Below are 22,637 nucleotides of genomic sequence, written 5' to 3' on the forward strand. Positions count from 1 at the left end.
GTACGGCGGTTTCAGGTGGCGATTGCCGTTGTACCTTGCGGCGAAATCTGCAGCCAGCGCGCGGCGGCCACTTCGAGAACGGCCTGGTCACCGCTGCTCTGAAGCATCAGCCCGCCTTCGCCGTCCGAGAGGCGGCCAGCAGCGGCCAGCACACGCCGCGTCTGCTGCGCGACCGGCGCGCCGGTGTCGATGAAGCGCAGCGCGGGCGGCGCATGGCGCTGCAGTTCGCTCTTCACGAGCGGGTAGTGCGTGCAGCCGAGCACGATGGTGTCGACTTCGCCGGGCGCATCGCCGAAGGGACCGGCCTCGGCCATGTAGCGCGCGCAGAGCGTCGCGATGGCTGCGGTGTCCAGGCCTTCGATGGCTTTGACGAGTCCGTCGCACGGCACGGCACGAATGTGGGCAGACCCGGCGAATGAGTCGCGCAAGGCCGCGTACTTGGCGCTGGCCAGCGTTCCGCGCGTGGCCATCACAGCGATGTGGCCCGTGCGGCTCGTCGCCACGGCCGGCTTGAGCGCAGGCTCCAGGCCCACGATGGGCAACGTGGGGTGCTCGGCACGCAGCAGGTGGATCGCCGCCGTCGTGGCCGTGTTGCAGGCCACGACCAACGCCTGGATGCCGTGTTCGGCGATCAGCTGTTCGGTCACCTTGCGCGAGCGTTCGATCACATACTCATCGCCGCGCTCGCCATACGGCGCATAGGCCGCATCGGAGAAATAAATGAAGCGTTCACGCGGCAGCTCGGCACGCAGCGCGGCGAGCACGCTGAGACCGCCGACGCCGCTGTCGAAGACGCCTACAAGGCTCAAGCTTCTTCCATCATGATGGTCTTGAACTCGCCGCTGGCGATGCGCTTCTGCCACTCGGCCGGGCCGGTGATGTGCGCGCTGGTGCCGCCCGCGTCGACCGCCACCGTCACGGGCATGTCGACCACGTCGAATTCATAGATCGCTTCCATGCCCAGGTCCTGGAAGCCCACGACCTTGGCGGTCTTGATGGCCTTGCTCACCAGGTAGGCGGCGCCGCCCACGGCCATGAGGTAGGCGCTCTTGTGCTTCTTGATCGCCTCGATGGCGACCGGGCCGCGCTCGGCCTTGCCGATCATCGCGATCAGGCCGGTTTGCGCCAGCATCATCTCGGTGAAGCCGTCCATGCGCGTGGCGGTCGTCGGGCCGGCCGGGCCCACGGCCTCGTCGCCCACCGGATCGACCGGGCCGACGTAGTAGATGACGCGGTTGGTGAAGTCGACGGGCAGCTTCTCGCCCTTGGCCAGCATGTCCTGGATGCGCTTGTGCGCGGCGTCGCGGCCGGTGAGCATCTTGCCGTTAAGGAGCAGCGTGTCGCCCGGCTTCCAGCTCGCCACTTCGGCGGGCGTGAGTTGGTCCAGGTTCACACGCTTGCTCTTCTTTTCGTCGGGTGCCCAGTTCACGTCGGGCCAGAGATCCAGCGACGGTGGATCGAGGTACACCGCGCCGCTGCCGTCCATCACGAAGTGCGCATGGCGCGTGGCCGCGCAGTTGGGGATCATCGCCACCGGCTTGCTGGCCGCGTGCGTCGGGTACATCTTGATCTTGATGTCCAGCACGGTGGCCAGGCCGCCCAGGCCCTGCGCGCCGATACCGAGCGCATTGACCTTCTCGTACAGCTCGATGCGCAGCGCCTCGACCTTGGTGAGCTCCGCGCCCGAGGCCTTTTTGGCCTGCAGCTCGTGCATGTCCAGGTCGTCCATCAGGCTTTCCTTGGCCATGAGCGCGGCCTTCTCGGCGGTGCCGCCGATGCCGATGCCCAGCATGCCCGGGGGGCACCAGCCGGCGCCCATGGTGGGCACGGTCTTGAGCACCCAGTCGACCACGCTGTCGCCGGGGTTCAGCATCACGAGCTTGCTCTTGTTCTCGCTGCCGCCGCCCTTGGCCGCGACCGTCACCTCGACGGTGTTGCCCGGCACGATCTCGGTGAAGATCACCGCGGGCGTGTTGTCCTTGGTGTTCTTGCGGTCGAATTGCGGATCGGCCACGACCGAGGCGCGCAGCGTGTTGTCGGGGTGGTTGTAGCCGCGGCGCACGCCCTCGTTGATGGCGTCGTCGAGCGATCCGGTGAAGCCGCCCCAGCGCACGTCCATGCCCACCTTGAGGAACACGTTGACGATGCCGGTGTCCTGGCAGATCGGGCGGTGGCCCGTGGCGCTCATCCTGCTGTTGGTGAGGATCTGCGCAATGGCGTCCTTGGCCGCGGGGCTCTGCTCGCGCTCGTAGGCGCGGGCCAGGTGGGCGATGTAGTCGGCGGGGTGGTAGTAGCTGATGTACTGCAGCGCGGCGCTGATCGATTCGATCAGGTCGGCCTGCTGGATCGTGGTCGTCATGGTGGGGGGCTTTTTGTAGTGGGTAACACGGGAAATCGCCCCCCGATTATCTCAGCCGCCGCCAGCTACCTCGCCGCCGCCCGCGCTTCGGCGATCCAGCCGTCGAACAAGGCCTGGTGCACCCGGATCCACCCATCCGCATGCCGCTCCACGTCCTGCTGCGTATTGGCGCCCTGGCTCATGCGCAGGTTCTGGGCGTTGATGTCGCCGATCGGCAGCTTCATCACCTCGAACAGCTTGCCGGCCGCCGGGTTCTTCTCGACGAAGGCCTTGTTCGCGACGATCTGCTCCCGGTTGGCCTGGAAGCCGTAGTTCTTGCCATTGGGCAGTTGCGTGTCGGCCTGGCCCTCCTGCGAGGACGAGAAGGGCACCTGCAGCCACACCACGTCCGCGCCGGGGCGCAGCACGGCGCTCACCCAATACGGCGTCCACGTGTAGTACAGCACCGGCTTGTCCTGCTTGAAGCGCGCGATGGTGTCGGCCATCAGCGCGGCGTAGCTGCCCTGCTTGTGGGTGACGGTGTCGCGCAGCTTGTAGGCCGTGAGGTGGTTCTCGATGGCCAGCTCGCAGCCCCAGCCGGGGTTGCAGCCCGTCAGGTCGGCCTTGCCGTCGCCGTCCGCGTCGAAGAGCTTCGCGATCGCCGGGTCCTTTAACTGCGCAATGCTGGTGATGTTGTATTGCTCGGCGGTCTTGCGGTCGATGAGGTAGCCCTGCACCGCGCCGTCCGAGTACACGCCGGTGCGCGAGAGCTTCGCGTCGCCGCCGCTGTTCTTGTAGAAGTCCGCGTGCAGCAGGCTCCAGTGGTTGGCCATGAAGGTGGCATCGCCATTGGCGATGGCCAGGTGCTCGGTGGCGGGCTCCAGGTCCTTCATGGGTTCGACCGTGTAGCCGAGCTTTTCGAGGGCGCGCATCACGAGCAGCGTCTGGAACGCCTCTTCGGCCAGCGAGCTTTTGAGCGGTTGCACGGTGACGCCCTTGCCAGGCAGGTCGTTGGCGGCCTGCGCGGCCACGCCGAATGCGACGAAGCCGAGGGCCAGGATGCTGCGAGCGATGAAACTGGTTTTCTTCATGCGTTGATTTCCTCCGTGACCTGTCATTGCGTGGAAAACGCGGGAACGGGCGCGCCCGCATCGCGCGACGGCGTGCCCACGAGCCGCTGCAGCACGCGCAGCGCCAGGCCGGCAGGCCCCGTGTGCCACCAGCGCCGCCCCGCGCTGCGGCGCGACTTGCCCATCGCCTGCGTCAGCCGGTCGAGCGAAATCGCCAGCAGCACGATGCCGAGACCTCCCACGGTCGCAAGACCCATGTCCAGCCTTCCGATGCCGCGCAACACCATCTGGCCGAGGCCGCCCACGGCGATCATCGAAGCGATCACCACCATCGACAGCGACAGCATCAGCGCCTGGTTGATGCCCGCCATGATCGAGGGCATGGCCAGCGGCAGCTGCACCTTCACCAGCATCTGCCAGGGCGAGGCGCCGTAGGCGCGCGCGGCCTCGATGAGGTCGGGCCGCACCTGGCGCAGGCCCAGGTTCGTGAGGCGCACCAGCGGCGCGAGCGCGAAGATGATCGTCACGATCACGCCCGGCACGTTGCCGATGCCGAACAGCATCACCACCGGCACCAGGTACACGAAGGCGGGCGTCGTCTGCATCGCGTCGAGCACGGGCCGCATGATCCGCTGGGCCCGGTCGCTGCTGGCCAGCAGCACGCCCAGCGGCAGGCCGATGACCATGCAGAAGACCAGCGAGGTCAGCACCAGCGACAACGTGACCATCGCCTCGGGCCAGATGCCCAGCATCGCCACGAGCAGCAGCGCGACGGTCGTGCCGATGGCCAGCGCGCGGCCCGCGAACTGCCAGGCGAAGAGGCCGATGAGCGCGATCATCGCGAGCGTCGGCAGGCCGGTCAGCAGGCCCTGCACCCAGTTCAGCGTGCTGTCGATGGGCAGGCGCACCGTCTGGAAGAAGGGGCGGAAATGTTCGACCACCCAGCCCAGGCCCTGGTTGATCCAGGACTCGACGGGAAGGGAGCCGTCCCAGAGGCGGTGCAGCTGGAAGCCGCTGGTCGCGCTGTCGGTCTGGCCGGCGAGTTGGTGCGCGGCGTTCAGCGGCGCATCGAGCCAGGCGCTGGTGGCCGAGGTGTCGGGCGCGGCCGAGAGCGCCTCCCACGGATCGACGAAGGCCGCGGGTTCGGGGGCCGTGTTCAGCGCGGCGCCGATGTCCGGCGCGTTCAGGTCGGAAGGCAATGTGGTGTCGTTCATCGTTCAGGGTCCTTCGTGGATTCAGTGCGGCTCGGCGGCGAGGGCAGGGGCTGCGTGCGGGGAGACGGGCTCGATCGGTGGCGTCTCGCGGTCCAGGAACTTGAGCAGCGTCGTCTTGCTGATCGCGCCGCAGAAGCGCCCGTCGCCCGCCACCACCGGCAGCGCACACGGCGCCTGCGCGAGCTGGCCGATGAGGCCCGCCACCGGCGCCTCGGCGTCGATGCGCGGCAGGTCGGCCAGGAACGCGTGCTGCAGTCCGAGCGGGCCCGAATGCCCGTCGAGCGCGCCGCGCAGCGTGTCGGCCGACACCACGCCCAGGAAGCGCTTGTTGGGGCTGGTCACGTAGGCGAAGTCGCGGTCCTGGTCTTCCAGCAGCTTGAGCGCCGCGCGCGCGCCGCGCTCGGGGTGCTCGCACACCACGGTGAGCGATTTGCGCGCGATGTCCGCCGCCTTGAAGACGGCCGCCGCGTCCACGCCGCGCACGAAGCTGCGCACGTAGTCGTCGGCGGGGCTGCGCAGGATCTCGTCGGGCGTGCCGACCTGGATCACCTGGCCGTCTTTCATGATCGCGATGCGGTCGCCGATGCGCATGGCCTCGTCCAGGTCGTGCGAGATGAAGACGATGGTGCGGCGCTGCTCCTGCTGCAGCCGCAAGAGTTCCGACTGCATCTCGGTGCGGATGATCGGGTCGAGCGCCGAGAAGGCCTCGTCCATCAGGAGGATCGATGGGTCCGAGGCCAGCGCGCGCGCCAGGCCCACGCGCTGCTGCATGCCGCCCGAAAGCTCGTCGGGATAGCTGTCGCCCCAACCCGCCAAGCCCACCTGCGCGAGCGCCTTGTCGGCTTGCGCGAGGCGCTCCTTCTTGCTCGTGCCCGAGAGCTCCAGGCCGAACGCGGTGTTCTCGCGCACCGTCATGTGCGGCATCAGCGCGAACGACTGGAACACCATGCTGATGTCCTTGCGGCGCAGCGCGCGCAGCCTGGCGTCGGAGTGCTCGTTGATGTCGGCGCCGTCGATCACGATGCGCCCGGCGGTCGGCTCGATCAACCGGTTCAGGAGGCGCACCAGCGTCGACTTGCCCGAGCCCGACAGGCCCATGATCACGAAGATCTCGCCGGCCTGGATCTCAAAGGTGGCATCGAAGACGCCGATCGACTGGCCCGTTTGCGCGAGGATTTCCTTCTTCGAAAAACCTTGGCGCACGAGTTCGAGGGCTTCGTCGGGCGAATCGCCGAACACCTTGAAGACATGGTCGATGAGAATTCCTTTGGCCATATGCCGGGGCTCCTTGTTGAAAGGTTGGACACAGCACCGCCCCGGCAAAGCACGGGACGGCAACGGTCACGCCATCAGCCGATGGGCCGTCCGGACGGAGAGCGCGAGAAGACGCGTGCAATGGCCCGGCGAGCCTTGGAGGGCTGCCGACAGGCACTGAAGACGACGTGGCGACGAAACCAGTGCCCGCCGAAAGGTGGCGTGGCAGTGGGGCCGGAAACGATCCGGCCGGTTTGCCGGACAGGGCCCGGCGGGGAGAACCTTGCACCGCGACGGGATTCGGAGATCCGCGAGTAGCGCAGGGCCGACCAACAGGAGTTACATGACTTGTTGGTCGTCTGAAGCCCATGATTATAACTTTTTGACATGACGCGAGTCAACCCAACGGGCGTAACGTGATGTCGGCGGCGGCCCAATGGCCCCGTCAGATGCGAGCTATTCTTGTTGCCCGATACTCGGGCCGCGCCCGACCAGGCGGCGCAACCATCCAAGACTGCGGAGCTTTTTCTCATGACGACTTCCCCCAAGACCCGTGCCGAGCGCGATACCTTCGGTCCGATCGACGTGCCGGCCGACAAGCTGTGGGGCGCGCAAACGCAGCGCTCGCTGCAGAACTTCGACATCTCCGGCGAGCAGCAGCCGCGCGAGATCATCAAGGCGCTGGCGCAAGTCAAGCGCGCATCGGCCGTGGTCAACCACGCGTTGGGCCTGCAGGACGAGAAGAAGACCCAGGCCATCGTGGCCGCGGCCGACGAAGTCATCGCCGGCAAGCACCCGGGCGAATTCCCGCTGGTGGTCTGGCAGACCGGCTCGGGCACGCAGACCAACATGAACGTCAACGAGGTGCTGGCCAACCGCGCGAGCGAAATCCTCGGCGGCGAGCGCGGAGAAGGGCGCCTCGTGCACCCGAACGACGACGTGAACCGCAGCCAGTCGAGCAACGACGTGTTCCCCACCGCCATGCACGTGGCGGCCGTCGAGGCCATCACCCACAAGCTGCTGCCCGCCATCGCCAGGCTGCGCGGCACGCTGGAGCAAAAGTCCAAGGACTTCGCCGACATCGTGAAGATCGGCCGCACCCACCTGCAGGACGCCACACCCCTCACGCTGGGCCAGGAGTTCTCGGGCTACGTGGCGCAACTGGCGCACGGCGAGGCGCACGTGCGCGCCGCGTTGCCGCACCTGAGCGAACTGGCGCTGGGCGGCACGGCCGTGGGCACCGGGCTCAATGCGCCGAAGGGTTATGCGGAGCAGGTCGCCGCCGAACTCGCAAAGCTCACGGGCCTGCCGTTCATCACTGCGCCGAACAAGTTCGAGGCCATGGCCAGCGTCGATGCGCTGGTACATGCCCACGGCGCGCTCAAGACGCTCGCCGCCAGCATGAACAAGATCGCCAACGATGTGCGCTGGCTCGCGAGCGGCCCGCGCAGCGGCATCGGCGAGCTGAGCATTCCCGAGAACGAACCGGGCTCCTCGATCATGCCGGGCAAGGTCAACCCGACCCAGAGCGAAGCGGTCACGATGCTGGCCGCGCAGGTGTTCGGCAACGACGTGGCCATCAACATCGGCGGCGCCTCGGGCAACTTCGAGCTGAACGTGTTCCGCCCGATGGTGGCGCACAACTTCCTGCAGAGCGTGCGCCTGCTGGCCGACGGCATGGTGAGCTTCAACGACCACTGCGCCGTGGGCATCGAGCCGAACCGCGAACGCATCACCGAACTGGTGCAGCGCTCGCTGATGCTGGTGACGGCGCTGAACACGCACATCGGCTACGACAAGTCGGCCTACATCGCCAAGAAGGCGCACAAGGAAGGCACGAGCCTGCGCGAAGCGGCGATCGCCTCGGGGCACCTGACGGCCGAGCAGTTCGACCAGTGGGTGGTGCCGGAGAACATGACGGGGCGTTGATCCGCGCCGCTCCATGAAAAAAGGACCCGCGAGGGTCCTTTTTTGTTGCCGGCCGATCAGTAGCCGATCGTGTAGCGCTGGCGCGAGTGGGCAGGCTTCTCGAGCTCGTCGATGAACGCGATCGCGTAGTCCTCGAAGCTGATCCAGCTGCGGCCCTCGGCGCTCACGAGCAGGTCGTCCTTGCCGAGGCGGAACTTGCCCGTGCGCTCGCCGTCGACGAATTCGGCCGAGGGCGACAGGAAGGTCCAGTCGAGTTCCTTCTCGCTGCGCAGCGCCTCGAGGAACACGCCGCCGGCCGTGGCTTCGGCGCGGTAGGCATCGGGGAAGTTCGGCGTCTCGATCACCTTCAGGCCCGGTGCCGCGAACAAGCTGCCCGCGCCGCCGACCACCAGCAGGCGCTTGACGCCCGCGCGCTTGACCGGATCGATGATGGCCGCGGGCGGCACGGTGGCGAAGTGCGCGGCGCTGAACACGGCGTCGTGGCCGGCCAGTGCCTTCTCCAGCGCGGGGGTGTCGAGCGCGTCGACATCGACGGCCTTCACGTTGGCGCGGCCCGACAGCTTCTCGCTCGCCTTGCGCGCGATGGCGGTGACGGTATGGCCGCGGCGCAGCGCCTCTTCGAGAAGGCGGCCGCCGGCGCGTCCGGTGGCGCCGATGATGGCGATGTGGCTCATGAATGACTCCAGGATGGTGGATGGGATGCATCCCATCTTAGGTTTCTGGTTTCGAAAGAAATACCTCGAAATCCGCGCTTCTTTATTCCTAAAATCGTTCGAATGGACCGATTGAACGCAATGCGGGTGTTCGTGAACGTGGTGGATTCGGGCAGCCTGTCCGCCGCGGCCGAGAAACTGGACATGTCCCGACCCGTGGTCACGCGCTACGTGGCCGAGCTGGAGCAATGGACCGGCGCGCGCCTTCTGCACCGGACCACGCGGCGCCTGAGCCTCACCGCCGCGGGCGAAGAACTGCTGCCGCGCTGCCGCCAGGTGCTCGAGCTCGCGGGCGACATGCAGGCGGCCGTGCGGCATCCGGCCGAGGCGCCGCAGGGGCAACTGCGCATCACGACCGGCACGTCGTTCGCGCAGGCGCAGCTGGCCGACGCCATCGCGGACTACGTGCGTCTCTATCCGGGCGTGGCGGTCGATTTGGTGCTGCTGGACCGCACCGTCAACCTGGTGGACGAGCGCATCGACCTGGCAATCCGCACGGCGGCGGAGATCGATCCCAACCTCATCGCGCGCCGGCTCACCACCTGCCGCTCGGTGGTCTGTGCCTCGCCCGCCTACCTGGAAGAGCACGGCAAGCCGCTGCGCGTGGACGAACTGGCCCAGCGCAACTGCCTCACGCATTCCTACTTCGGCCACAGCCTCTGGAATTTCACCCGCAAGGCGGACGGGGCGCCGTTGTCCGTGGCCGTGAACGGCAACGTGTCGGCCAACGATGCCGCGAGCCTGATGTACCTCGCGCGGGCGGGGGCGGGCATTGCGATGCTGCCGACCTTCCTCACGGCGCAGCTGCTGCAGTCCGGTGAACTGGTGCCGCTCTTCGAGGACTGCGAGCCGCAGGTCGTCGGGATGTATGCGGTGTATGCCTCACGCAAGCACATGCCGGCCACGCTGCGCACGATGCTCGACTTCCTGGCCGAGCGCTTCACCGAAGTGCCGGCCTGGGATGCGCCGCGCGCCGCTGCATAGAACGAGGGCGCGCGGGCTTTTTCTCTCGGTGACTCAGTGACTCAGTGACTCAGTGACTCAGTGAGGCGTGCCGCCCTGCGAGGCGTTCGCGGTCATCAGCTTGTCGGTGTAGGCAATGGCGATCGCCGAGAACAGGAAGGTGATGTGGATCACCGTCTGCGCGATCAGCACGCGGTCGGTGTAGTTGTCCGCGTTGATGAAGGTCTTCAGCAGGTGGATCGAGCTGATGCCGATGATGGCGGTGGCCAGCTTCACCTTGAGCACCGAGGCGTTCACGTGGCTGAGCCACTCGGGCTGGTCGCGGTGGCCTTCCAGGTTCATGCGGCTCACGAAGGTCTCGTAGCCGCCCACGATCACCATGATCAGCAGGTTGGAGATCATCACCACGTCGATCAGCGCCAGCACCACCAGCATGATCACCGTCTCGTTGAGCGAGCCCACCGGCGCGGTCGTCTTGTAGCCGATGCTGGTGATCAGGGCCTGCAGCGCGGTCTGGCTGCCGAACGCGGCCTCGACCAGGTGCAGCAGCTCGACCAGGAAATGCACCACGTACACCGCCTGCGCGACGATCAGGCCCAGGTACAGCGGCAACTGCAGCCAGCGGCTGGCGAAGATCAGCTTGGGCAGCGGCCCCATGGGGATGGTCCGGGTGGGGGGCGGGTTCAAGGGGTCGAAAGGATCGGGAGCGGACATCGGGTGGGGGTTCGTGGAAGACCGGCGATTTTATGGGTGCCCCCGTGTCGCACTCGTGATAACCCTGCGAACTAACATCGGACGCGTCAGTGACCCGTAAGTGGCCCGGTCGACATTACGGCCGCACCCATCCAGGAGACAAAGCGAATGAGCAGCGCATCTAAAAACATTGAATCCGTATTGGTCGAGAACCGCGTGTTCCCCCCCGACGCCCGCGCCACCGAAGGCGCCACGATTTCCGGCATGGCCGCGTATGACGCGCTGTGCAAGGAGGCCGAAGACGACTTCGAGGGTTTCTGGACCCGCCTGGCCAAGGGCAACCTTCAGTGGACCAAGCCCTTCACCAAGACACTCGATGAGTCGAAGGCCCCGTTCTACAAATGGTTCGGTGACGGCGAGCTCAACGCCAGCGCCAATTGCCTGGACCGCCACATCGGCACCCCCGTCGAGAACAAGACCGCCATCGTCTTCGAGGCCGACGACGGTACCGTCACCAACGTCACCTACAAGGAACTGCTCGCCCGCGTGAGCCAGTTCGCCAACGCGCTCAAGGCTGCGGGCATCCAGAAGGGCGACCGCGTCATCATCTACATGCCGATGACCGTCGAAGGCGTGATCGCGATGCAGGCCTGCGCCCGCATCGGCGCCACCCACAGCGTGGTGTTCGGCGGCTTCTCGGCCAAGGCGCTGCAGGAGCGGATCATCGACGCCGGCGCCGTGGCCGTCATCACCGCCAACTACCAGCTGCGCGGCGGCAAGGAACTGCCGCTCAAGGCCATCGTGGACGACGGCATCGCGCTGGGCGGCTGCGAGTCGATCAAGACCGTGTTCGTCTACGAGCGCACGCCCACCGCATGGGCCCGCGTCGAAGGCCGCGACAAGACCTTCACCGAAGCGCTCCAGGGCCAGAGTATCGATTGCCCGCCCGTGCCGGTGAACGCCGAGCATCCGCTGTTCATCCTCTACACGTCGGGCTCCACCGGCAAGCCCAAGGGCGTGCAGCACGCCACCGGCGGCTACCTGCTGTGGGCCAAGCTCACGATGGACTGGACCTTCGACATCAAGCCCGAAGACGTGTTCTGGTGCACCGCCGACATCGGCTGGATCACCGGCCACACCTACGTCGCCTACGGTCCGCTCGCGGCCGGCGCCACGCAGGTGGTGTTCGAGGGCATCCCGACCTTCCCGCACGCGGGCCGCTTCTGGCAGATGATCGAGAAGCACAAGGTCAGCGTGTTCTACACGGCGCCCACGGCCATCCGCTCGCTCATCAAGGCGGCCGAGGGCGACGAGAAGGTGCACCCGAAGAACTGGGACCTCTCGAGCCTGCGCATCCTCGGCTCGGTCGGCGAGCCGATCAATCCCGAGGCGTGGATGTGGTACCACCGCAATATCGGCCATGAGAAATGTCCGATCGTCGATACCTTCTGGCAGACCGAAACGGGCGGCCACGTCATTACGCCGCTGCCGGGCGCCACGCCGCTGGTGCCAGGCTCTTGCACCTTGCCGCTGCCGGGCATCATGGCCGCGATCGTCGACGAGACCGGCAAGGACCTGCCCAACGGCGCGGGCGGCATGCTGGTCATCAAGCGGCCGTGGCCCTCGATGATCCGCACGATCTGGAACGACCCCGAGCGCTTCAAGAAGAGCTACTTCCCCGAGGAAATGGGCGGCACGATCTACCTGGCCGGCGACGGCGCGGTGCGCAGCGCCGACCGCGGCTACTTCCGCATCACCGGCCGCATCGACGACGTGCTGAACGTCTCGGGCCACCGCCTGGGCACGATGGAAATCGAATCGGCGCTGGTCTCCAAGACCGATCTCGTGGCCGAAGCCGCGGTGGTGGGGCGTCCCGACGACGTGACAGGGGAGGCGGTGTGCGCCTTCGTCGTGCTCAAGCGTTCGCGCCCGACCGGCGAGGAAGCCAAGCAGATCGCCAACGAGCTGCGTGCCTGGGTGGCCAAGGAAATCGGCCCCATCGCCAAGCCCAAGGACATCCGCTTCGGCGACAACCTGCCCAAGACGCGCAGCGGCAAGATCATGCGGCGCCTGCTGCGCAGCATCGCCAAGGGCGAGGAGATCACGCAGGACACCTCGACGCTGGAAAACCCGGCAATCCTCGAACAGTTGTCAGAACGCCTGTAGGACGTGGCCGCCTGTCCGTCCGGCCGCGCCGGACGGGCCCTTTGCCTGAGGTAAAACCAACCCGTTGCCGCGCGCCCTGACGCCTGCGGCGCCGGTTGTTGTGTTCGATCTTTTCAGAGGAGGCCCCCCATGGGCGTGAGATCCGCTTTCCTGTTCGTCATCGTGCTGCTGATCGCAGCGCTCGCCGCATTGAACTGGGGGACGCTCGCGGCCCCCACCGATGTCTGGCTGGGCTTCATGACCGTCTCGGCGCCGCTGGGGCTGATCATGCTGGGCCTCACAGTCGTGCTGGCCGCCTTCTTCCTGGTCTACGTGCTGTACCTGCACAGCTCGGTGCTGCTGGACACCAAGCGCCACACGAAGGAAATGCAGGTCCAGCGCGACCTGGCCGACAAGGCCGAGGCCTCGCGCTTCACCGAGCTGCGCAACTTCCTGGAGGCGCAGGAGAACAAGCACATGGCGCACAACGCCGACCGCCACACCGCGCTGGTGGCGCGCATCGATCAGCTGGAGCACGCCGTGCGGGTGCGCTCCGAGCAGACCGACAACACCTTGGCCGCGCACATCGGCCAGCTCGAAGACCGCATCGAGCGCCGGCCGGTGGTGGTTCCGGCCGACATCAATCCGCAAGGGTGAGCGGGTTCAGCGGTTTCAGCGCGGCGTGGCGAGGATCCACGCGGCCAGCTTCTTCGCATCGGCTTCGCTGACCTGGTTGTTCGCCGGCATCGGCACCGGGCCCCACACGCCGGAGCCGCCCTTCACGATCTTGGTGGCCAGGGTGTCGACGGCACCCTTGTCGTCCTTGTATTTCGTGGCCACGTCCTTGAAGGAGGGGCCGAGCACCTTGCGGTCGACCGCGTGGCAGCTCATGCAGTTCTTCGACGTGGCCAGGGCCAAGTCGGCAAAGGCAGGCGCCGCGAGGCCAAGGCCCAGGGCAGCGGCGAACAGAACTCTTTTCATGGGGGATTTATTTCGTAAGGGCTGGGTTACATTCGATGCAACGCGATTGTAGGTAGCGCCGGCCAGCGGCGTCCGGATGCGTTGACAACAACCCGGAGGGATTCGCGATGCTGTTCTTGCTGTTGGGCCTGCTGGGCCTGGGCCTCAAATACTTCGAAGTCGGCGTCGTCGCCGGCTGGAGCTGGTGGATCGTGCTGTCGCCGTTCGCACTGGCCGTCGCGTGGTGGGCGTGGGCCGATTCGTCGGGCTACACCAAGCGCAAGGTGATCGAGCGCGAAAACCGCCGCAAGCAGGCGCGCATCGACCGCCAGAAGGCCAACATGGGCCTGCCGACCAGCAACGGCCAGCGCCCGCGCCGCTGAACGCACAGCGGCTCCCCGGCCACATCATCCCGCGCTGCCAGAACGAAAGCGCGCCATGGATGACGAAGCCGCCACCCACGCACTGATCGTCTTCGGGCTCTCGCTCTTCGTCGGGCCGGCCATCGGCGCGCTCGTGGGCTGGCGCAAAAAGCTCTTCTGGGGTGTCGGCGTCGGAGCGCTACTGATCGGCTGCGCGGGGCTCTACGGCGCGGCCACGGTCGGCTGGCAGCGCCATCAATCGATGGCCGGCACGGTGCTGGTGGAAGGGCGCCTCGTCGAATTCGTCGAGGAGCGCAGCAAGGACAGCAAGGGCCGCACGACGACCACCCGCGTCCCCATCGTCGAATACACCGCCTCCGACGGGCAGGCGCGCCGCGTGAAGGGGCTCGGCGGCGGGCTTTCCGACAAGTCGACGGGCGATCCGGTCGACGTGCGCTACAAGCCGGCCGATCCGTCGCAGGCGTTGGTGGCCGATTTCCAGAACATGTGGGGCATCGTCTGGGCGCTCGGGCTCTTCGGCGGGTTTCCGGCGCTGTCCGGCATCTTCTTCACCGGCATGGCCATCAAGGAGGGCCGCCACCGCAGCGGACGCATGGGGGTGCGCGCGCCCACGCCCGCGCAGCAGCGCTGGCGCACGCGCGGCACGGTGGTGGCCAACGTGGTTTTTCTTGCCGGCTTCGCGCTGGCGTTCTTCTATCCCGACCCGAACCCCATGAAGCAGTTCGGTGCGGGCTTCTTCACCATCGGCGTGGGCGCCTTGCTGCACCTGGTGGTGCAGTGCCTGCCGCCGGCCAGGGACTTCGAGGTCCTGGGCATCCTCGCGATCGTGGGCCTGGGCTTTGCGGCCTTTGGCTACGGCGCGTGGATGATGGCCTGATCAGAACTTGTCGAGCACCGCGCCCGAGCTCGCGCTGGAGGCGTTGAACGCGAACTTGGCCTGCACGCCGCGGGTGTAGCGCGGCGCCGGCGCCTTCCAGCCTTCGCGGCGCTTGGCGATCTCGGCTTCGGGCACGTTCAGTTCGAGCTTGAGATCGTGCGCGTCGATGGTGATCGAGTCACCTTCGTTCACGAACGCGATCGTGCCGCCGGCCGCCGCTTCGGGCGCAACGTGGCCCACCACCATGCCCCAGGTGCCGCCCGAGAAGCGGCCGTCGGTGATGAGGCCGACGCTCTCGCCCAGGCCCGCGCCGATCAGCGCGCCGGTCGGTGCCAGCATTTCCGGCATGCCCGGGCCGCCCTTGGGGCCGAGGTAGCGCAGCACCATCACGTCGCCGGCCACGATCTTGCCGGCCAGGATGGCTTGCAGCGCCGACTGCTCGTCGTCGAACACGCGCGCCGGGCCGGTGATGACCGGGTTCTTCAGGCCCGTGATCTTGGCGACCGCGCCTTCGGGCGAGAGGTTGCCCTTGAGGATCGCCAGGTGGCCTTCGGCGTACATCGGCTTGCCGATCGGGCGGATCACGTCCTGGTCGGCGCGCGGCACGTCGGGCACGTCCGCCAGCACTTCGGCGATGGTCTGGCCGCTGATGGTGATGCAGTCGCCGTGCAGGAGGCCTGCGTTCAGCAGCACCTTCATGACCTGCGGAATGCCGCCGGCCTGGTGCAGGTCGACCGCCAGGTACTTGCCCGAGGGCTTCAGGTCACACAGCACCGGCACCTTCTTGCGCATGCGCTCGAAGTCGTCGATGGTCCACTCCACCTCGGCCGCGTGCGCGATCGCCAGGAAGTGCAGCACCGCGTTGGTCGAGCCGCCGGTGGCCATGATCACGGCCACGGCGTTCTCGATAGCCTTCTTGGTCACGATGTCGCGCGGCTTCAGATCCTTCTTGATCGCCTCGATCAGCACCTTGGCCGATTCCTTGGCCGAGTTGGCCTTCTCGTCGTGCGGGTTCGCCATGGTGGACGAGTAGGGCAGCGAGATGCCCAGCGCCTCGAACGCGCTGGACATGGTGTTGGCCGTGTACATGCCGCCGCACGAGCCCGTGCCGGGAATGGCGCGCTTCTCGATCTCGTGCAGGTCCTCGTCGCTCATGTTGCCCGCGGCGTTCTGGCCCACGGCTTCGAACACGCTCACGATGTTCAGGTCCTGGCCCTTGTAGCGGCCCGGGAGAATGGTGCCGCCGTAGACGTAGATGGCCGGCACGTTGGCGCGCAGCATGCCCATCAGGCCGCCGGGCATGTTCTTGTCGCAGCCGCCGACCACCAGCACGCCGTCCATCCACTGGCCGCCCACGCAGGTCTCGATGCAGTCGGAGATCACCTCGCGGCTCACCAGCGAATACTTCATGCCTTCGGTGCCCATGGCCATGCCGTCGGAGATGGTGGGCGTGCCGAACACCTGCGCGTTGCCGCCGGCTTCCTCGATGCCCGCGATGGCTGCGTCGGCCAGCTTCTGCAGGCCCGAGTTGCAGGGGGTGATGGTGCTGTGGCCGTTGGCCACGCCGACCATCGGCTTCTTGAAATCGCTCTCTTCGTAGCCCATGGCATAGAACATCGAGCGGTTGGGGGCGCGGCTCTTGCCTTCGACGATGTTGGCGCTGCGGCGGTTGATCTGGATTGGCTTGGTGTCCATGGTGTCTCTTCTATCGTGGGGGAGATCGGGGAGCCAAGTATCGGACTTCTGATTGATTGGTTCCAATCCAATTTGAAGCATGGATTGATATGCTCGGCATATGAATGAAGCCCTCATCGACCTGCGCGCCTGGCGCCAGTTCGTCGCCGTGGCCGAGGAACTGCACTTCGGCCGCGCCGCATTGCGCCTGCACATGACGCAGCCGCCGGTGACGCAGGCCATCGCCCAGCTCGAAAAAACGCTGGGCGTGGTGCTGTTCGATCGCACCCGACGGCGCGTGGCGCTCACGCCCGCGGGCGAGGCGCTCTTGCCCGATGTGCGCGAGCTGCTGGCCCGCGCCCAGGCGCTGCCGGCACGCGCGCGCGCCGCGGCGGCGGGGCAGGTGGGGCGGGTGCGGATCGCCTTCGTCTCGACGGTCGGCTTCGAGCAATTGCCGGCCTGGGTGCGCGAGTTCCGCGTGCTGTGCCCCGAAGTGGCGCTCGAACTGGTCGAGGCCACCGGCGACGTGCAGATCGAAGCCTTCGCGCGCGGCGAGATCGATGCCGGGCTGATGCTGCATTCGCCCGGCGCCGCGCCGCCGGGGCTCGCGCGGCTGGCCGTGTCCGAGGAGCCGCTGGTGCTCGCGCTGCCGGCCCGGCACGCGCTGGCCCGCACGCGCAAGCTGCTGCTGGCCGACGTGCTCACCGAGCCGCTGGTGATCTTTCCGCGCCGCATCGTGCCTTCGCTGCACGACGCGATCTTCGGGCTCTATCACGCGGCGGGCCGCGTGCCGCAGCTCGCGCAGGAGGCCATCCAGATGCAGACCATCGTCAACCTGGTTTCCGGGGACATCGGCGTGGCCTGGGTGCCGGAGAGCGTCACGCAGTTCCGGCGCGCGGGCGTGGTCTATCGGCGTGCCGCGGAATTCGCGCCGGCCGCGCGGCGCCGCAGTGGGCCGGCGCTGCCCGTTTGCGAGACCAGCCTGGTGTGGCCCGAAGGGGCGGACAATCCGGCGCTCGCGCGTTTTGTCGCGTTCGTGCGCGAGCGCGGCGCAAACACATCCTGAGGAGTGCACGGATGCATACGATCCTGGTGATGGGCGGCGGCTTCGTGCTGCTGGTGGTGTTTCTGTTGGCCAGCCGCTTCGTCGGCGACGGCTCTTCGCTGGCGATGGCCAGCGCCGCCAAGTGGTTCATTCCGGCATGGTTCATCGGCGCCGGCATCAACATGGCGGTGGGCGTGATCAAGGCGGGGTACTCGGTGGCCGAGGAGCTGCCGATCTTCCTGGTGATCTTCGCGGTGCCTGCCGTGGTCGCGGGGCTCCTGTGGTGGAAGTTCGGGCGCTGAGATTGCCCTGACGATTGCCCTGAATATCCCCGTGCCGGCCGCGACATCCGGCGCGGGCACAATCCGCGGATGCTCATGTATCCGCAGATCAACCCCATCGCCCTGCAGCTCGGGCCCGTGGCCATTCACTGGTACGGCCTGACCTACCTGGCGGCCTTCGCGCTGTTCTATTTTCTCGGCACCCGCCGGCTGCATCACGAGCCCTACCGCTCGCTGGTCGGGCAGGGCGCCTGGCAGCGCAAGGACATCGAGGACATCCTTTTCCTCGGCGTGATGGGCGTGATCGTCGGCGGGCGCCTGGGCTATTGCCTCTTCTACAAGCCCGAGTTCTATCTCACGCATCCGCTCGAAATCGTCTACGTGTGGCAAGGCGGCATGAGCTTCCACGGCGGCATGCTGGGCGTGATCGGCGCGATGGTGTGGTTCGCGCATTCGCGGGCGCGGCCGTTCTGGCAGGTGATGGATTTCGTCGCGCCCTGCGTGCCGACGGGCCTCGCCGCAGGCCGCGTGGGCAACTTCATCAACGGCGAACTCTGGGGCCGCTTCAGCAGTCCCGACCTGCCCTGGGGCATGGTGTTTCCGCAGAGCGGGTCGATGCAGCCGCGCCATCCCTCGCAGATCTACCAGTTCCTGCTCGAAGGGCTGCTGCTGTTCGTGATCATGTGGCTCTACGCGCGCAAGGAACGCAAACAGGGGCAGGTGGCCTCCGTCTTCCTGATCGGCTATGGCGCGCTGCGCTTCTTTGCCGAGTACTTCCGCGAGCCCGATGACTTTCTCGGCCTCCGGGCGCTGAGCCTGAGCCAGGGGCAGTGGCTGAGCGTGCCGATGGTGATCGGCGGCATTGCGCTGTGGTTCTGGTTCGGCCGCTCCAAGCGCGTCGTTGCGCGCGCCTGAACCTCTAAGTTCTCAGGGTAAATCCGGGCCGCGCAGGCGATGCGCGGCACTTGCGCCGCAGCGTTGGCGCGCTCACAATTACGCGTAATTACAGGAAATTACGCCGAGCCACCCAAGGTCGAAAGCCCGAATCGCCATGCGCCTGGTCCCCAACTCCCTGCACGACGAAGTCGCCGCCACGCTGCGCGAGCAGATCTTTGCGGGCACGCTGGCGCCGGGCAGTTTCCTGGACGAAGTGGCCTTGTGCGAGCGCCTCTCCATCTCCCGCACGCCGCTGCGCGAGGCGCTCAAGGTGCTCACCGCCGAAGGCCTGCTTCGGCACGAGCCGCGCCGCGGCTGCTTCGTCAACGAGGTCACCGAACGCGACCTCGACGAGATCTTCCCGGTCATCGCATTGCTCGAAGGCCGCTGTGCCTACGAGGCGGCGCGCAACGCGAGCGATGCCGAGCTGCACGAGCTCGACGGGCTGCACGAGCGCCTGGAGCGCCACGCGAAGGCGCGGCGCATCAACGACTACTACGCCACCAATCACATCATTCACGAGGCGATCATCAAGCTGGCCGACAACCGGTGGCTCGCGCAGGTGATCGGCGACCTGCGCAAGATACTGAAGCTCGCGCGCCTGCAGCAGCTGCATGCGCCGGGCCGGCTCGACCAGAGCCTCTCGGAGCACCTGGCCGTGTTCGCGGCGCTCAAGGCGCGCGACAGCGAAGGCGCCGATGCCGCGATGCGCACGCACCTCACGCGCCAGCGCGAGGCATTGCGCGAAGTCGCGCGGCAACAGAAATCCAGGGTGATGCCATGACGATCTGCCGCGGCGCGCCCGCATCCGTTCACAGGGGAGTCCAGCGATGAGTGCGACCGAATGGTTCCAGGCGCGGCTGCGTTCTGGCGAAAAGTCCAAGGTGCCCGTGGCGCCCGAAAGCACGGCCAAGAGCGCACCCAAGAGCGCAACCAAGAGCACGCTCAAACCCAGCGAGCGCACGACCGCCGAGCGCCTGCAGGTCACGCTGCGCAAGGCCGACGAGGCCCTGTCGCCGCGCGCGCTGCGCCGCGTGCTCGCTGACCTGCAGGCCGTGATCGATCCGCGCGTGAGCGAGGTCGAGGGCGGCCGCCGGGCTCATGCCATCGCAGAGGCCTACGCCGACGCCACGCCCGAGGAGCGCCGCGATTACTGGGCCCTCATGAGCGAGCACTTCGCTGCCGATGCGCAAAAGCTCAAGACCGCGCGCGACCAGCACCAGGCCGCGGTCGGCACGCCCGACGAAGGGCAGGCCGAGCTGCGCCTGCGCCGCGCGCTCGTGTCGCCGCGCATGCGCCTGCTGCAGCGCTTCGCGGTCGAGCCCGCGGGCATGCGCTTTCTGGTGGATCTGCGCGCCGACCTGCTGCCGTGCCTGAAGGCCGACAAGCGCCTGCTCGCGCTCGATGCCGAACTCGAGCACCTGTTCTCCACCTGGTTCGACGTCGCCTTCCTCGAGCTGCGCCGCATCGACTGGGATTCGCCGGCTTCGCTGATCGAGAAGCTCATCCGCTACGAGGCGGTGCACGACATCAAGAGCTGGTCCGACGTGAAGAACCGCCTGGACGACAGCGACCGCCGCTGCTACGGCTTCTTTCATCCGCGCCTGCCCAACGAGCCGCTGATCTTTGTCGAAGTGGCGCTGGTCGATCGCATCAGCGACGGCATCACGCCGCTGCTGGACGAGGCCGCCGTGCCGGTGCTGCCCGCCAAGGCGACCACCGCGATCTTCTATTCGATCAGCAACACCCAGACGGGCCTGCGCGGCGTGAGCTTCGGCGATTCGCTCATCAAGCGCGTGGTCGAGACGCTGCAGGACGAGTTGCCGCGCCTGAAGACCTTCGCCACGCTCTCGCCGATTCCGGGCTTTCGCACATGGCTCGCCAAGAACGCTGGCGACCTGTTGCCGCGCCTGGACGAGAAGCGCGAGGCCGAACTCGGCCGGCTCGTCGGCTCCATGCCGCCCACGGCCGAGCGCCTGCTCGCCGCCGTGGACGCGGCCGCCACCTTCGATGCGAAGTCGCCGCTGCGGCAATGGCTGCTGCAGGCGGCGGCCGAATACCTGGGCCACGCGCTGGTCGACGGCACGCCGGCCGACCCGGTCGCGCGCTTTCACCTGGGCAACGGCGCGCGGGTGGAGCGGCTGAACTGGGCGGGCGACCCGTCGCCCAAGGGGCTGAAGCAGTCGTACGGGCTCATGGTCAACTACCTGTATGACCTGAAGCGCCTGGACAAGCACAGGGCCTGGCTGGGCGATGGCAAGGTCGCGGTATCGGGAGACATCGAAAGCCTGTTCTTCAAAAAAGGCTAGTGTTCGGAAAAGCGAAAAAAAAGCGGGTGCAGAGAAGGCGCCTACCGCCGCATCGGGCGGCAAAATCCACAACGATCGGAGAAGAGACACATGAACCAGAGTTTTCAGCGACGTGATGTTTTGCGCGTGGCCGCCGCCGGTGCGGCCGTTCTTTGCGGCGCCGCGCGCGCCCAGGGGCAGGGCTGGCCGACCAAGCCGGTAACGATGATCGTGCCGTTCCCGGCCGGCGGCGGCACCGACGCTTTCGCGCGGCCGCTCTCGGGCCAGTTCACCAAGGTGGCGGGCCAGACGCTGGTGATCGACAACCGCGGCGGTGCCGGCGGCACGCTAGGCGCGAGCATCGCGGCCAAGGCGCCGGCCGATGGCTACACGCTCTTCATGGGCGCTGTGCACCACGCCATCGCGCCCTCGGTGTACCCCAAGCTGGACTACGACATCGAGAAGGACTTCGCGCCGCTCATGCTGCTGGCCAACGTGCCGCAGGTGGTGGTCATCAACCCCAAGCGCGTGCAGGCCAACACGATCCAGGAATTCATCGCGCTGGTGAAGCGCAACCCCGGCAAGTTCAACTACGGCTCGGCCGGCTCGGGCACCTCGCACCACCTGGCGGGCGAGCTCTTCAAGATCCAGACCGGCACCTTCATCACCCACATCCCGTACCGCGGCGCGGGCCCGGCGCTGTCGGACCTGATCTCGGGCAACGTCGACCTGATGTTCGACGGCCTGGGCTCTTCGTCCCAGCACATCAAGAGCGGCCGCATCAAGGCGTTGATGGTCGCGGGCAGCAAGCGAAACCCCGCCTTCCCCGACGTGCCGTGCGCCGCCGAAGTGGGCCTGCCCGACTACACGGTGACCACCTGGTATGGCCTCTGGGCGCCGAAGAACACACCGGCCGATGCGCAGGCGCGCGCGGTCGAAGACATGAAGAAGGCGCTCGCCACCGACGAGCTCAAGACCATCTGGGCGCAGAACGGCTCCGAGATCCCGACCCTCACCATGGCGGCCTACGGCGGCTTCGTGAACGCCGAAATCAAGCGCTGGGCCACGGTCGTGAAGGCGTCGGGCGCCAAGCTCGAATGACGGCTGCGGGCACTGTTTCACTGCGCCGCGAAGGCGCGGTGGCGGTCGTCACGCTGTCGAACGCGGGCCGCCTCAATGCGATGACGCGCGCGATGTGGCGCGCGCTGCGCACAGCGTTCGCGGGCCTGGACGATGCAGGCCTTCGGTGCGTCGTGATCCGCGGGGAGGGCGCCGCCTTCTGCGCGGGCGGCGACATCTCCGAATACCCGTCGTTCCGTTTCGAAGCATCGAGCCTGCGCGAATTCCACGAGAACGAAGTCTGGGCCGCGCTGCAGGCCCTGCTCGACTGCCCGGTGCCGCTGGTCGCGCAGATCGAGGGCGCCTGCATGGGCGCGGGCATCGAGATCGCGAGCTGCTGCGACATCCGCATCGCGGGCGCCTCCGCGAAGTTCGGCGCGCCGATCGCCAAGTTGGGCTTTCCGATGGCGCCGCGCGAAGCGGCCCTCGTGCATGGCGCCATCGGCGACGTGCTCGCGCGCGACATGCTGCTGGCCGCCGGCGTGCACGGCGCCCAGCGCCTGTACGACGCGGGCTTCCTGCTGCAGGTGCTGCCCGACAACGAGGTGGCGACGGCCGTGCAGGCGCACGCCGAGCGCATCGCCGCGCTCGCGCCGCAGGCCGCGCGCCTGCACAAGCGCACGTTCGCGATGCTGAAGGCCGGCGCGCCCTCGCTGCAGACTCTGCTTGCCACGGCCTACGACTACGCCGATTCCGCCGAGCACCGCGAAGGCATCGATGCCTTCCTTGCCAAGCGCACACCGAATTTCTGAAGT

Annotated in this window: 22 protein-coding genes; 13 read left to right on the plus strand and 9 right to left on the minus strand. The window is 67.4% G+C overall.

Features of this window, described 5'->3' with window-relative positions; all coding sequences use genetic code 11:
- Positions 1-11: 11 nt before the first annotated feature.
- The 5 genes from murI to proV form a co-directional block, all read right to left on the minus strand.
- A complete protein-coding gene (gene murI / locus JC881_RS20195) occupies positions 12-809 on the minus strand; it encodes a glutamate racemase (RefSeq protein WP_198787480.1) in 798 nt (265 codons plus the stop codon).
- Positions 806-2,359: a fumarate hydratase gene (locus JC881_RS20200; protein ID WP_198787481.1), complete on the minus strand. Its 1,554-nt coding sequence runs from the start codon at positions 2,357-2,359 to the stop codon at positions 806-808. Before JC881_RS20200 ends, murI begins: the two co-directional genes overlap by 4 nt.
- Before the next feature lie 65 nt (positions 2,360-2,424).
- The gene (proX, locus tag JC881_RS20205) at positions 2,425-3,429 is read right to left on the minus strand and encodes a glycine betaine/L-proline ABC transporter substrate-binding protein ProX (RefSeq protein ID WP_198787482.1); all 1,005 of its coding nucleotides are present in this window, start codon (positions 3,427-3,429) and stop codon (positions 2,425-2,427) included.
- 23 nt (positions 3,430-3,452) lie between these two features.
- Positions 3,453-4,622, minus strand: a complete 1,170-nt coding sequence (gene proW / locus JC881_RS20210; RefSeq protein WP_198787483.1) for a glycine betaine/L-proline ABC transporter permease ProW — start codon at positions 4,620-4,622, stop codon at positions 3,453-3,455.
- Positions 4,623-4,643: 21 nt separating this feature from the next.
- Positions 4,644-5,897, minus strand: a complete 1,254-nt coding sequence (gene proV, locus JC881_RS20215) for a glycine betaine/L-proline ABC transporter ATP-binding protein ProV (protein WP_198787484.1) — start codon at positions 5,895-5,897, stop codon at positions 4,644-4,646.
- A gap of 510 nt (positions 5,898-6,407) precedes the next feature.
- Between proV and fumC the strand changes: the two genes are divergently transcribed.
- Positions 6,408-7,805, plus strand: coding sequence for a class II fumarate hydratase (gene fumC, locus JC881_RS20220; protein ID WP_198787485.1), 1,398 nt, complete (start codon positions 6,408-6,410; stop codon positions 7,803-7,805).
- 56 nt (positions 7,806-7,861) lie between these two features.
- Here the strand turns inward: fumC and JC881_RS20225 are convergent, their stop codons facing one another.
- Positions 7,862-8,479 carry an NAD(P)-dependent oxidoreductase gene (locus JC881_RS20225; RefSeq protein WP_198787486.1) on the minus strand — a complete coding sequence of 206 codons (618 nt, stop codon included), beginning with the start codon at positions 8,477-8,479 and terminating at the stop codon, positions 7,862-7,864.
- A 102-nt stretch (positions 8,480-8,581) separates the two neighbouring features.
- Here JC881_RS20225 and JC881_RS20230 point away from each other — a divergent pair, with 102 nt between their 5' ends.
- A complete protein-coding gene (locus tag JC881_RS20230) occupies positions 8,582-9,502 on the plus strand; it encodes a LysR family transcriptional regulator (RefSeq protein WP_198787487.1) in 921 nt (306 codons plus the stop codon).
- A 57-nt stretch (positions 9,503-9,559) separates the two neighbouring features.
- Here the strand turns inward: JC881_RS20230 and JC881_RS20235 are convergent, their stop codons facing one another.
- Positions 9,560-10,195, minus strand: a complete 636-nt coding sequence (locus tag JC881_RS20235) for a YqhA family protein (protein ID WP_198787488.1) — start codon at positions 10,193-10,195, stop codon at positions 9,560-9,562.
- A gap of 147 nt (positions 10,196-10,342) precedes the next feature.
- On the opposite strand from JC881_RS20235, the gene acs reads away from it, so the two are divergent.
- Both acs and JC881_RS20245 read left to right on the plus strand, forming a co-directional pair.
- On the plus strand, positions 10,343-12,340 hold the full coding sequence (gene acs / locus JC881_RS20240) for an acetate--CoA ligase (protein ID WP_198787489.1): 1,998 nt from the start codon (positions 10,343-10,345) through the stop codon (positions 12,338-12,340).
- Positions 12,341-12,469: 129 nt separating this feature from the next.
- Positions 12,470-12,976 (plus strand): LapA family protein, encoded by a 507-nt coding sequence (locus JC881_RS20245; RefSeq protein ID WP_198787490.1) that lies wholly within the window; start codon positions 12,470-12,472, stop codon positions 12,974-12,976.
- Between the two features lie 15 nt (positions 12,977-12,991).
- Here JC881_RS20245 and JC881_RS20250 read toward each other — a convergent pair whose 3' ends face one another.
- Positions 12,992-13,300 carry a c-type cytochrome gene (locus JC881_RS20250; RefSeq protein ID WP_198787491.1) on the minus strand — a complete coding sequence of 103 codons (309 nt, stop codon included), beginning with the start codon at positions 13,298-13,300 and terminating at the stop codon, positions 12,992-12,994.
- 107 nt (positions 13,301-13,407) lie between these two features.
- Here JC881_RS20250 and JC881_RS20255 point away from each other — a divergent pair, with 107 nt between their 5' ends.
- Both JC881_RS20255 and JC881_RS20260 read left to right on the plus strand, forming a co-directional pair.
- On the plus strand, positions 13,408-13,662 hold the full coding sequence (locus tag JC881_RS20255) for a TIGR04438 family Trp-rich protein (RefSeq protein ID WP_198787492.1): 255 nt from the start codon (positions 13,408-13,410) through the stop codon (positions 13,660-13,662).
- Between the two features lie 55 nt (positions 13,663-13,717).
- Positions 13,718-14,539, plus strand: a complete 822-nt coding sequence (locus JC881_RS20260; RefSeq protein WP_198787493.1) for a DUF3592 domain-containing protein — start codon at positions 13,718-13,720, stop codon at positions 14,537-14,539.
- On the opposite strand, the gene ilvD is transcribed toward JC881_RS20260, so the two are convergent.
- Entirely contained in the window at positions 14,540-16,234 is a 1,695-nt protein-coding gene (ilvD, locus tag JC881_RS20265) for a dihydroxy-acid dehydratase (RefSeq protein WP_198787494.1), read from the minus strand. It lies immediately after the preceding gene.
- A gap of 100 nt (positions 16,235-16,334) precedes the next feature.
- Here ilvD and JC881_RS20270 point away from each other — a divergent pair, with 100 nt between their 5' ends.
- The 7 genes from JC881_RS20270 to JC881_RS20300 all read left to right on the plus strand — a co-directional run bounded on the left by JC881_RS20270 (position 16,335) and on the right by JC881_RS20300 (position 22,634).
- The gene (locus JC881_RS20270; RefSeq protein WP_198787495.1) at positions 16,335-17,279 is read left to right on the plus strand and encodes a LysR family transcriptional regulator; all 945 of its coding nucleotides are present in this window, start codon (positions 16,335-16,337) and stop codon (positions 17,277-17,279) included.
- An 11-nt stretch (positions 17,280-17,290) separates the two neighbouring features.
- A complete protein-coding gene (locus JC881_RS20275) occupies positions 17,291-17,560 on the plus strand; it encodes a hypothetical protein (RefSeq protein ID WP_198787496.1) in 270 nt (89 codons plus the stop codon).
- Positions 17,561-17,629: 69 nt separating this feature from the next.
- Complete coding sequence (gene lgt / locus JC881_RS20280; protein WP_198787497.1) at positions 17,630-18,454, plus strand: prolipoprotein diacylglyceryl transferase; 825 nt, start codon at positions 17,630-17,632, stop codon at positions 18,452-18,454.
- A 136-nt stretch (positions 18,455-18,590) separates the two neighbouring features.
- Positions 18,591-19,259: a GntR family transcriptional regulator gene (locus tag JC881_RS20285; protein WP_198787498.1), complete on the plus strand. Its 669-nt coding sequence runs from the start codon at positions 18,591-18,593 to the stop codon at positions 19,257-19,259.
- A 46-nt stretch (positions 19,260-19,305) separates the two neighbouring features.
- On the plus strand, positions 19,306-20,784 hold the full coding sequence (locus tag JC881_RS20290; protein WP_198787499.1) for a malonyl-CoA decarboxylase: 1,479 nt from the start codon (positions 19,306-19,308) through the stop codon (positions 20,782-20,784).
- A gap of 90 nt (positions 20,785-20,874) precedes the next feature.
- Positions 20,875-21,864 (plus strand): Bug family tripartite tricarboxylate transporter substrate binding protein, encoded by a 990-nt coding sequence (locus JC881_RS20295; protein WP_198787500.1) that lies wholly within the window; start codon positions 20,875-20,877, stop codon positions 21,862-21,864.
- Positions 21,861-22,634: an enoyl-CoA hydratase/isomerase family protein gene (locus JC881_RS20300; RefSeq protein ID WP_198787501.1), complete on the plus strand. Its 774-nt coding sequence runs from the start codon at positions 21,861-21,863 to the stop codon at positions 22,632-22,634. Before JC881_RS20295 ends, JC881_RS20300 begins: the two co-directional genes overlap by 4 nt.
- Positions 22,635-22,637 lie beyond the last annotated feature (3 nt).

The sequence above is a fragment of the Variovorax sp. IB41 genome, from assembly GCF_016405905.1.
Taxonomy (GTDB): Bacteria; Pseudomonadota; Gammaproteobacteria; order Burkholderiales; family Burkholderiaceae_C; genus Variovorax.

What these genes read in the sequence shown, in the direction of transcription:
- JC881_RS20200 (WP_198787481.1), bottom strand. Translation starts at nt 2,359, where the DNA reads ATGACGACCACGATCCAGCAGGCCGACCTGATCGAATCGATCAGCGCC.
- proX (WP_198787482.1), bottom strand. Translation starts at nt 3,429, where the DNA reads ATGAAGAAAACCAGTTTCATCGCTCGCAGCATCCTGGCCCTCGGCTTC.
- proW (WP_198787483.1), bottom strand. Translation starts at nt 4,622, where the DNA reads ATGAACGACACCACATTGCCTTCCGACCTGAACGCGCCGGACATCGGC.
- proV (WP_198787484.1), bottom strand. Translation starts at nt 5,897, where the DNA reads ATGGCCAAAGGAATTCTCATCGACCATGTCTTCAAGGTGTTCGGCGAT.
- fumC (WP_198787485.1), top strand. Translation starts at nt 6,408, where the DNA reads ATGACGACTTCCCCCAAGACCCGTGCCGAGCGCGATACCTTCGGTCCG.
- JC881_RS20225 (WP_198787486.1), bottom strand. Translation starts at nt 8,479, where the DNA reads ATGAGCCACATCGCCATCATCGGCGCCACCGGACGCGCCGGCGGCCGC.
- JC881_RS20230 (WP_198787487.1), top strand. Translation starts at nt 8,582, where the DNA reads ATGGACCGATTGAACGCAATGCGGGTGTTCGTGAACGTGGTGGATTCG.
- JC881_RS20235 (WP_198787488.1), bottom strand. Translation starts at nt 10,195, where the DNA reads ATGTCCGCTCCCGATCCTTTCGACCCCTTGAACCCGCCCCCCACCCGG.
- acs (WP_198787489.1), top strand. Translation starts at nt 10,343, where the DNA reads ATGAGCAGCGCATCTAAAAACATTGAATCCGTATTGGTCGAGAACCGC.
- JC881_RS20245 (WP_198787490.1), top strand. Translation starts at nt 12,470, where the DNA reads ATGGGCGTGAGATCCGCTTTCCTGTTCGTCATCGTGCTGCTGATCGCA.
- JC881_RS20250 (WP_198787491.1), bottom strand. Translation starts at nt 13,300, where the DNA reads ATGAAAAGAGTTCTGTTCGCCGCTGCCCTGGGCCTTGGCCTCGCGGCG.
- JC881_RS20255 (WP_198787492.1), top strand. Translation starts at nt 13,408, where the DNA reads ATGCTGTTCTTGCTGTTGGGCCTGCTGGGCCTGGGCCTCAAATACTTC.
- JC881_RS20260 (WP_198787493.1), top strand. Translation starts at nt 13,718, where the DNA reads ATGGATGACGAAGCCGCCACCCACGCACTGATCGTCTTCGGGCTCTCG.
- ilvD (WP_198787494.1), bottom strand. Translation starts at nt 16,234, where the DNA reads ATGGACACCAAGCCAATCCAGATCAACCGCCGCAGCGCCAACATCGTC.
- JC881_RS20270 (WP_198787495.1), top strand. Translation starts at nt 16,335, where the DNA reads ATGAATGAAGCCCTCATCGACCTGCGCGCCTGGCGCCAGTTCGTCGCC.
- JC881_RS20275 (WP_198787496.1), top strand. Translation starts at nt 17,291, where the DNA reads ATGCATACGATCCTGGTGATGGGCGGCGGCTTCGTGCTGCTGGTGGTG.
- lgt (WP_198787497.1), top strand. Translation starts at nt 17,630, where the DNA reads ATGCTCATGTATCCGCAGATCAACCCCATCGCCCTGCAGCTCGGGCCC.
- JC881_RS20285 (WP_198787498.1), top strand. Translation starts at nt 18,591, where the DNA reads ATGCGCCTGGTCCCCAACTCCCTGCACGACGAAGTCGCCGCCACGCTG.
- JC881_RS20290 (WP_198787499.1), top strand. Translation starts at nt 19,306, where the DNA reads ATGAGTGCGACCGAATGGTTCCAGGCGCGGCTGCGTTCTGGCGAAAAG.
- JC881_RS20295 (WP_198787500.1), top strand. Translation starts at nt 20,875, where the DNA reads ATGAACCAGAGTTTTCAGCGACGTGATGTTTTGCGCGTGGCCGCCGCC.
- JC881_RS20300 (WP_198787501.1), top strand. Translation starts at nt 21,861, where the DNA reads ATGACGGCTGCGGGCACTGTTTCACTGCGCCGCGAAGGCGCGGTGGCG.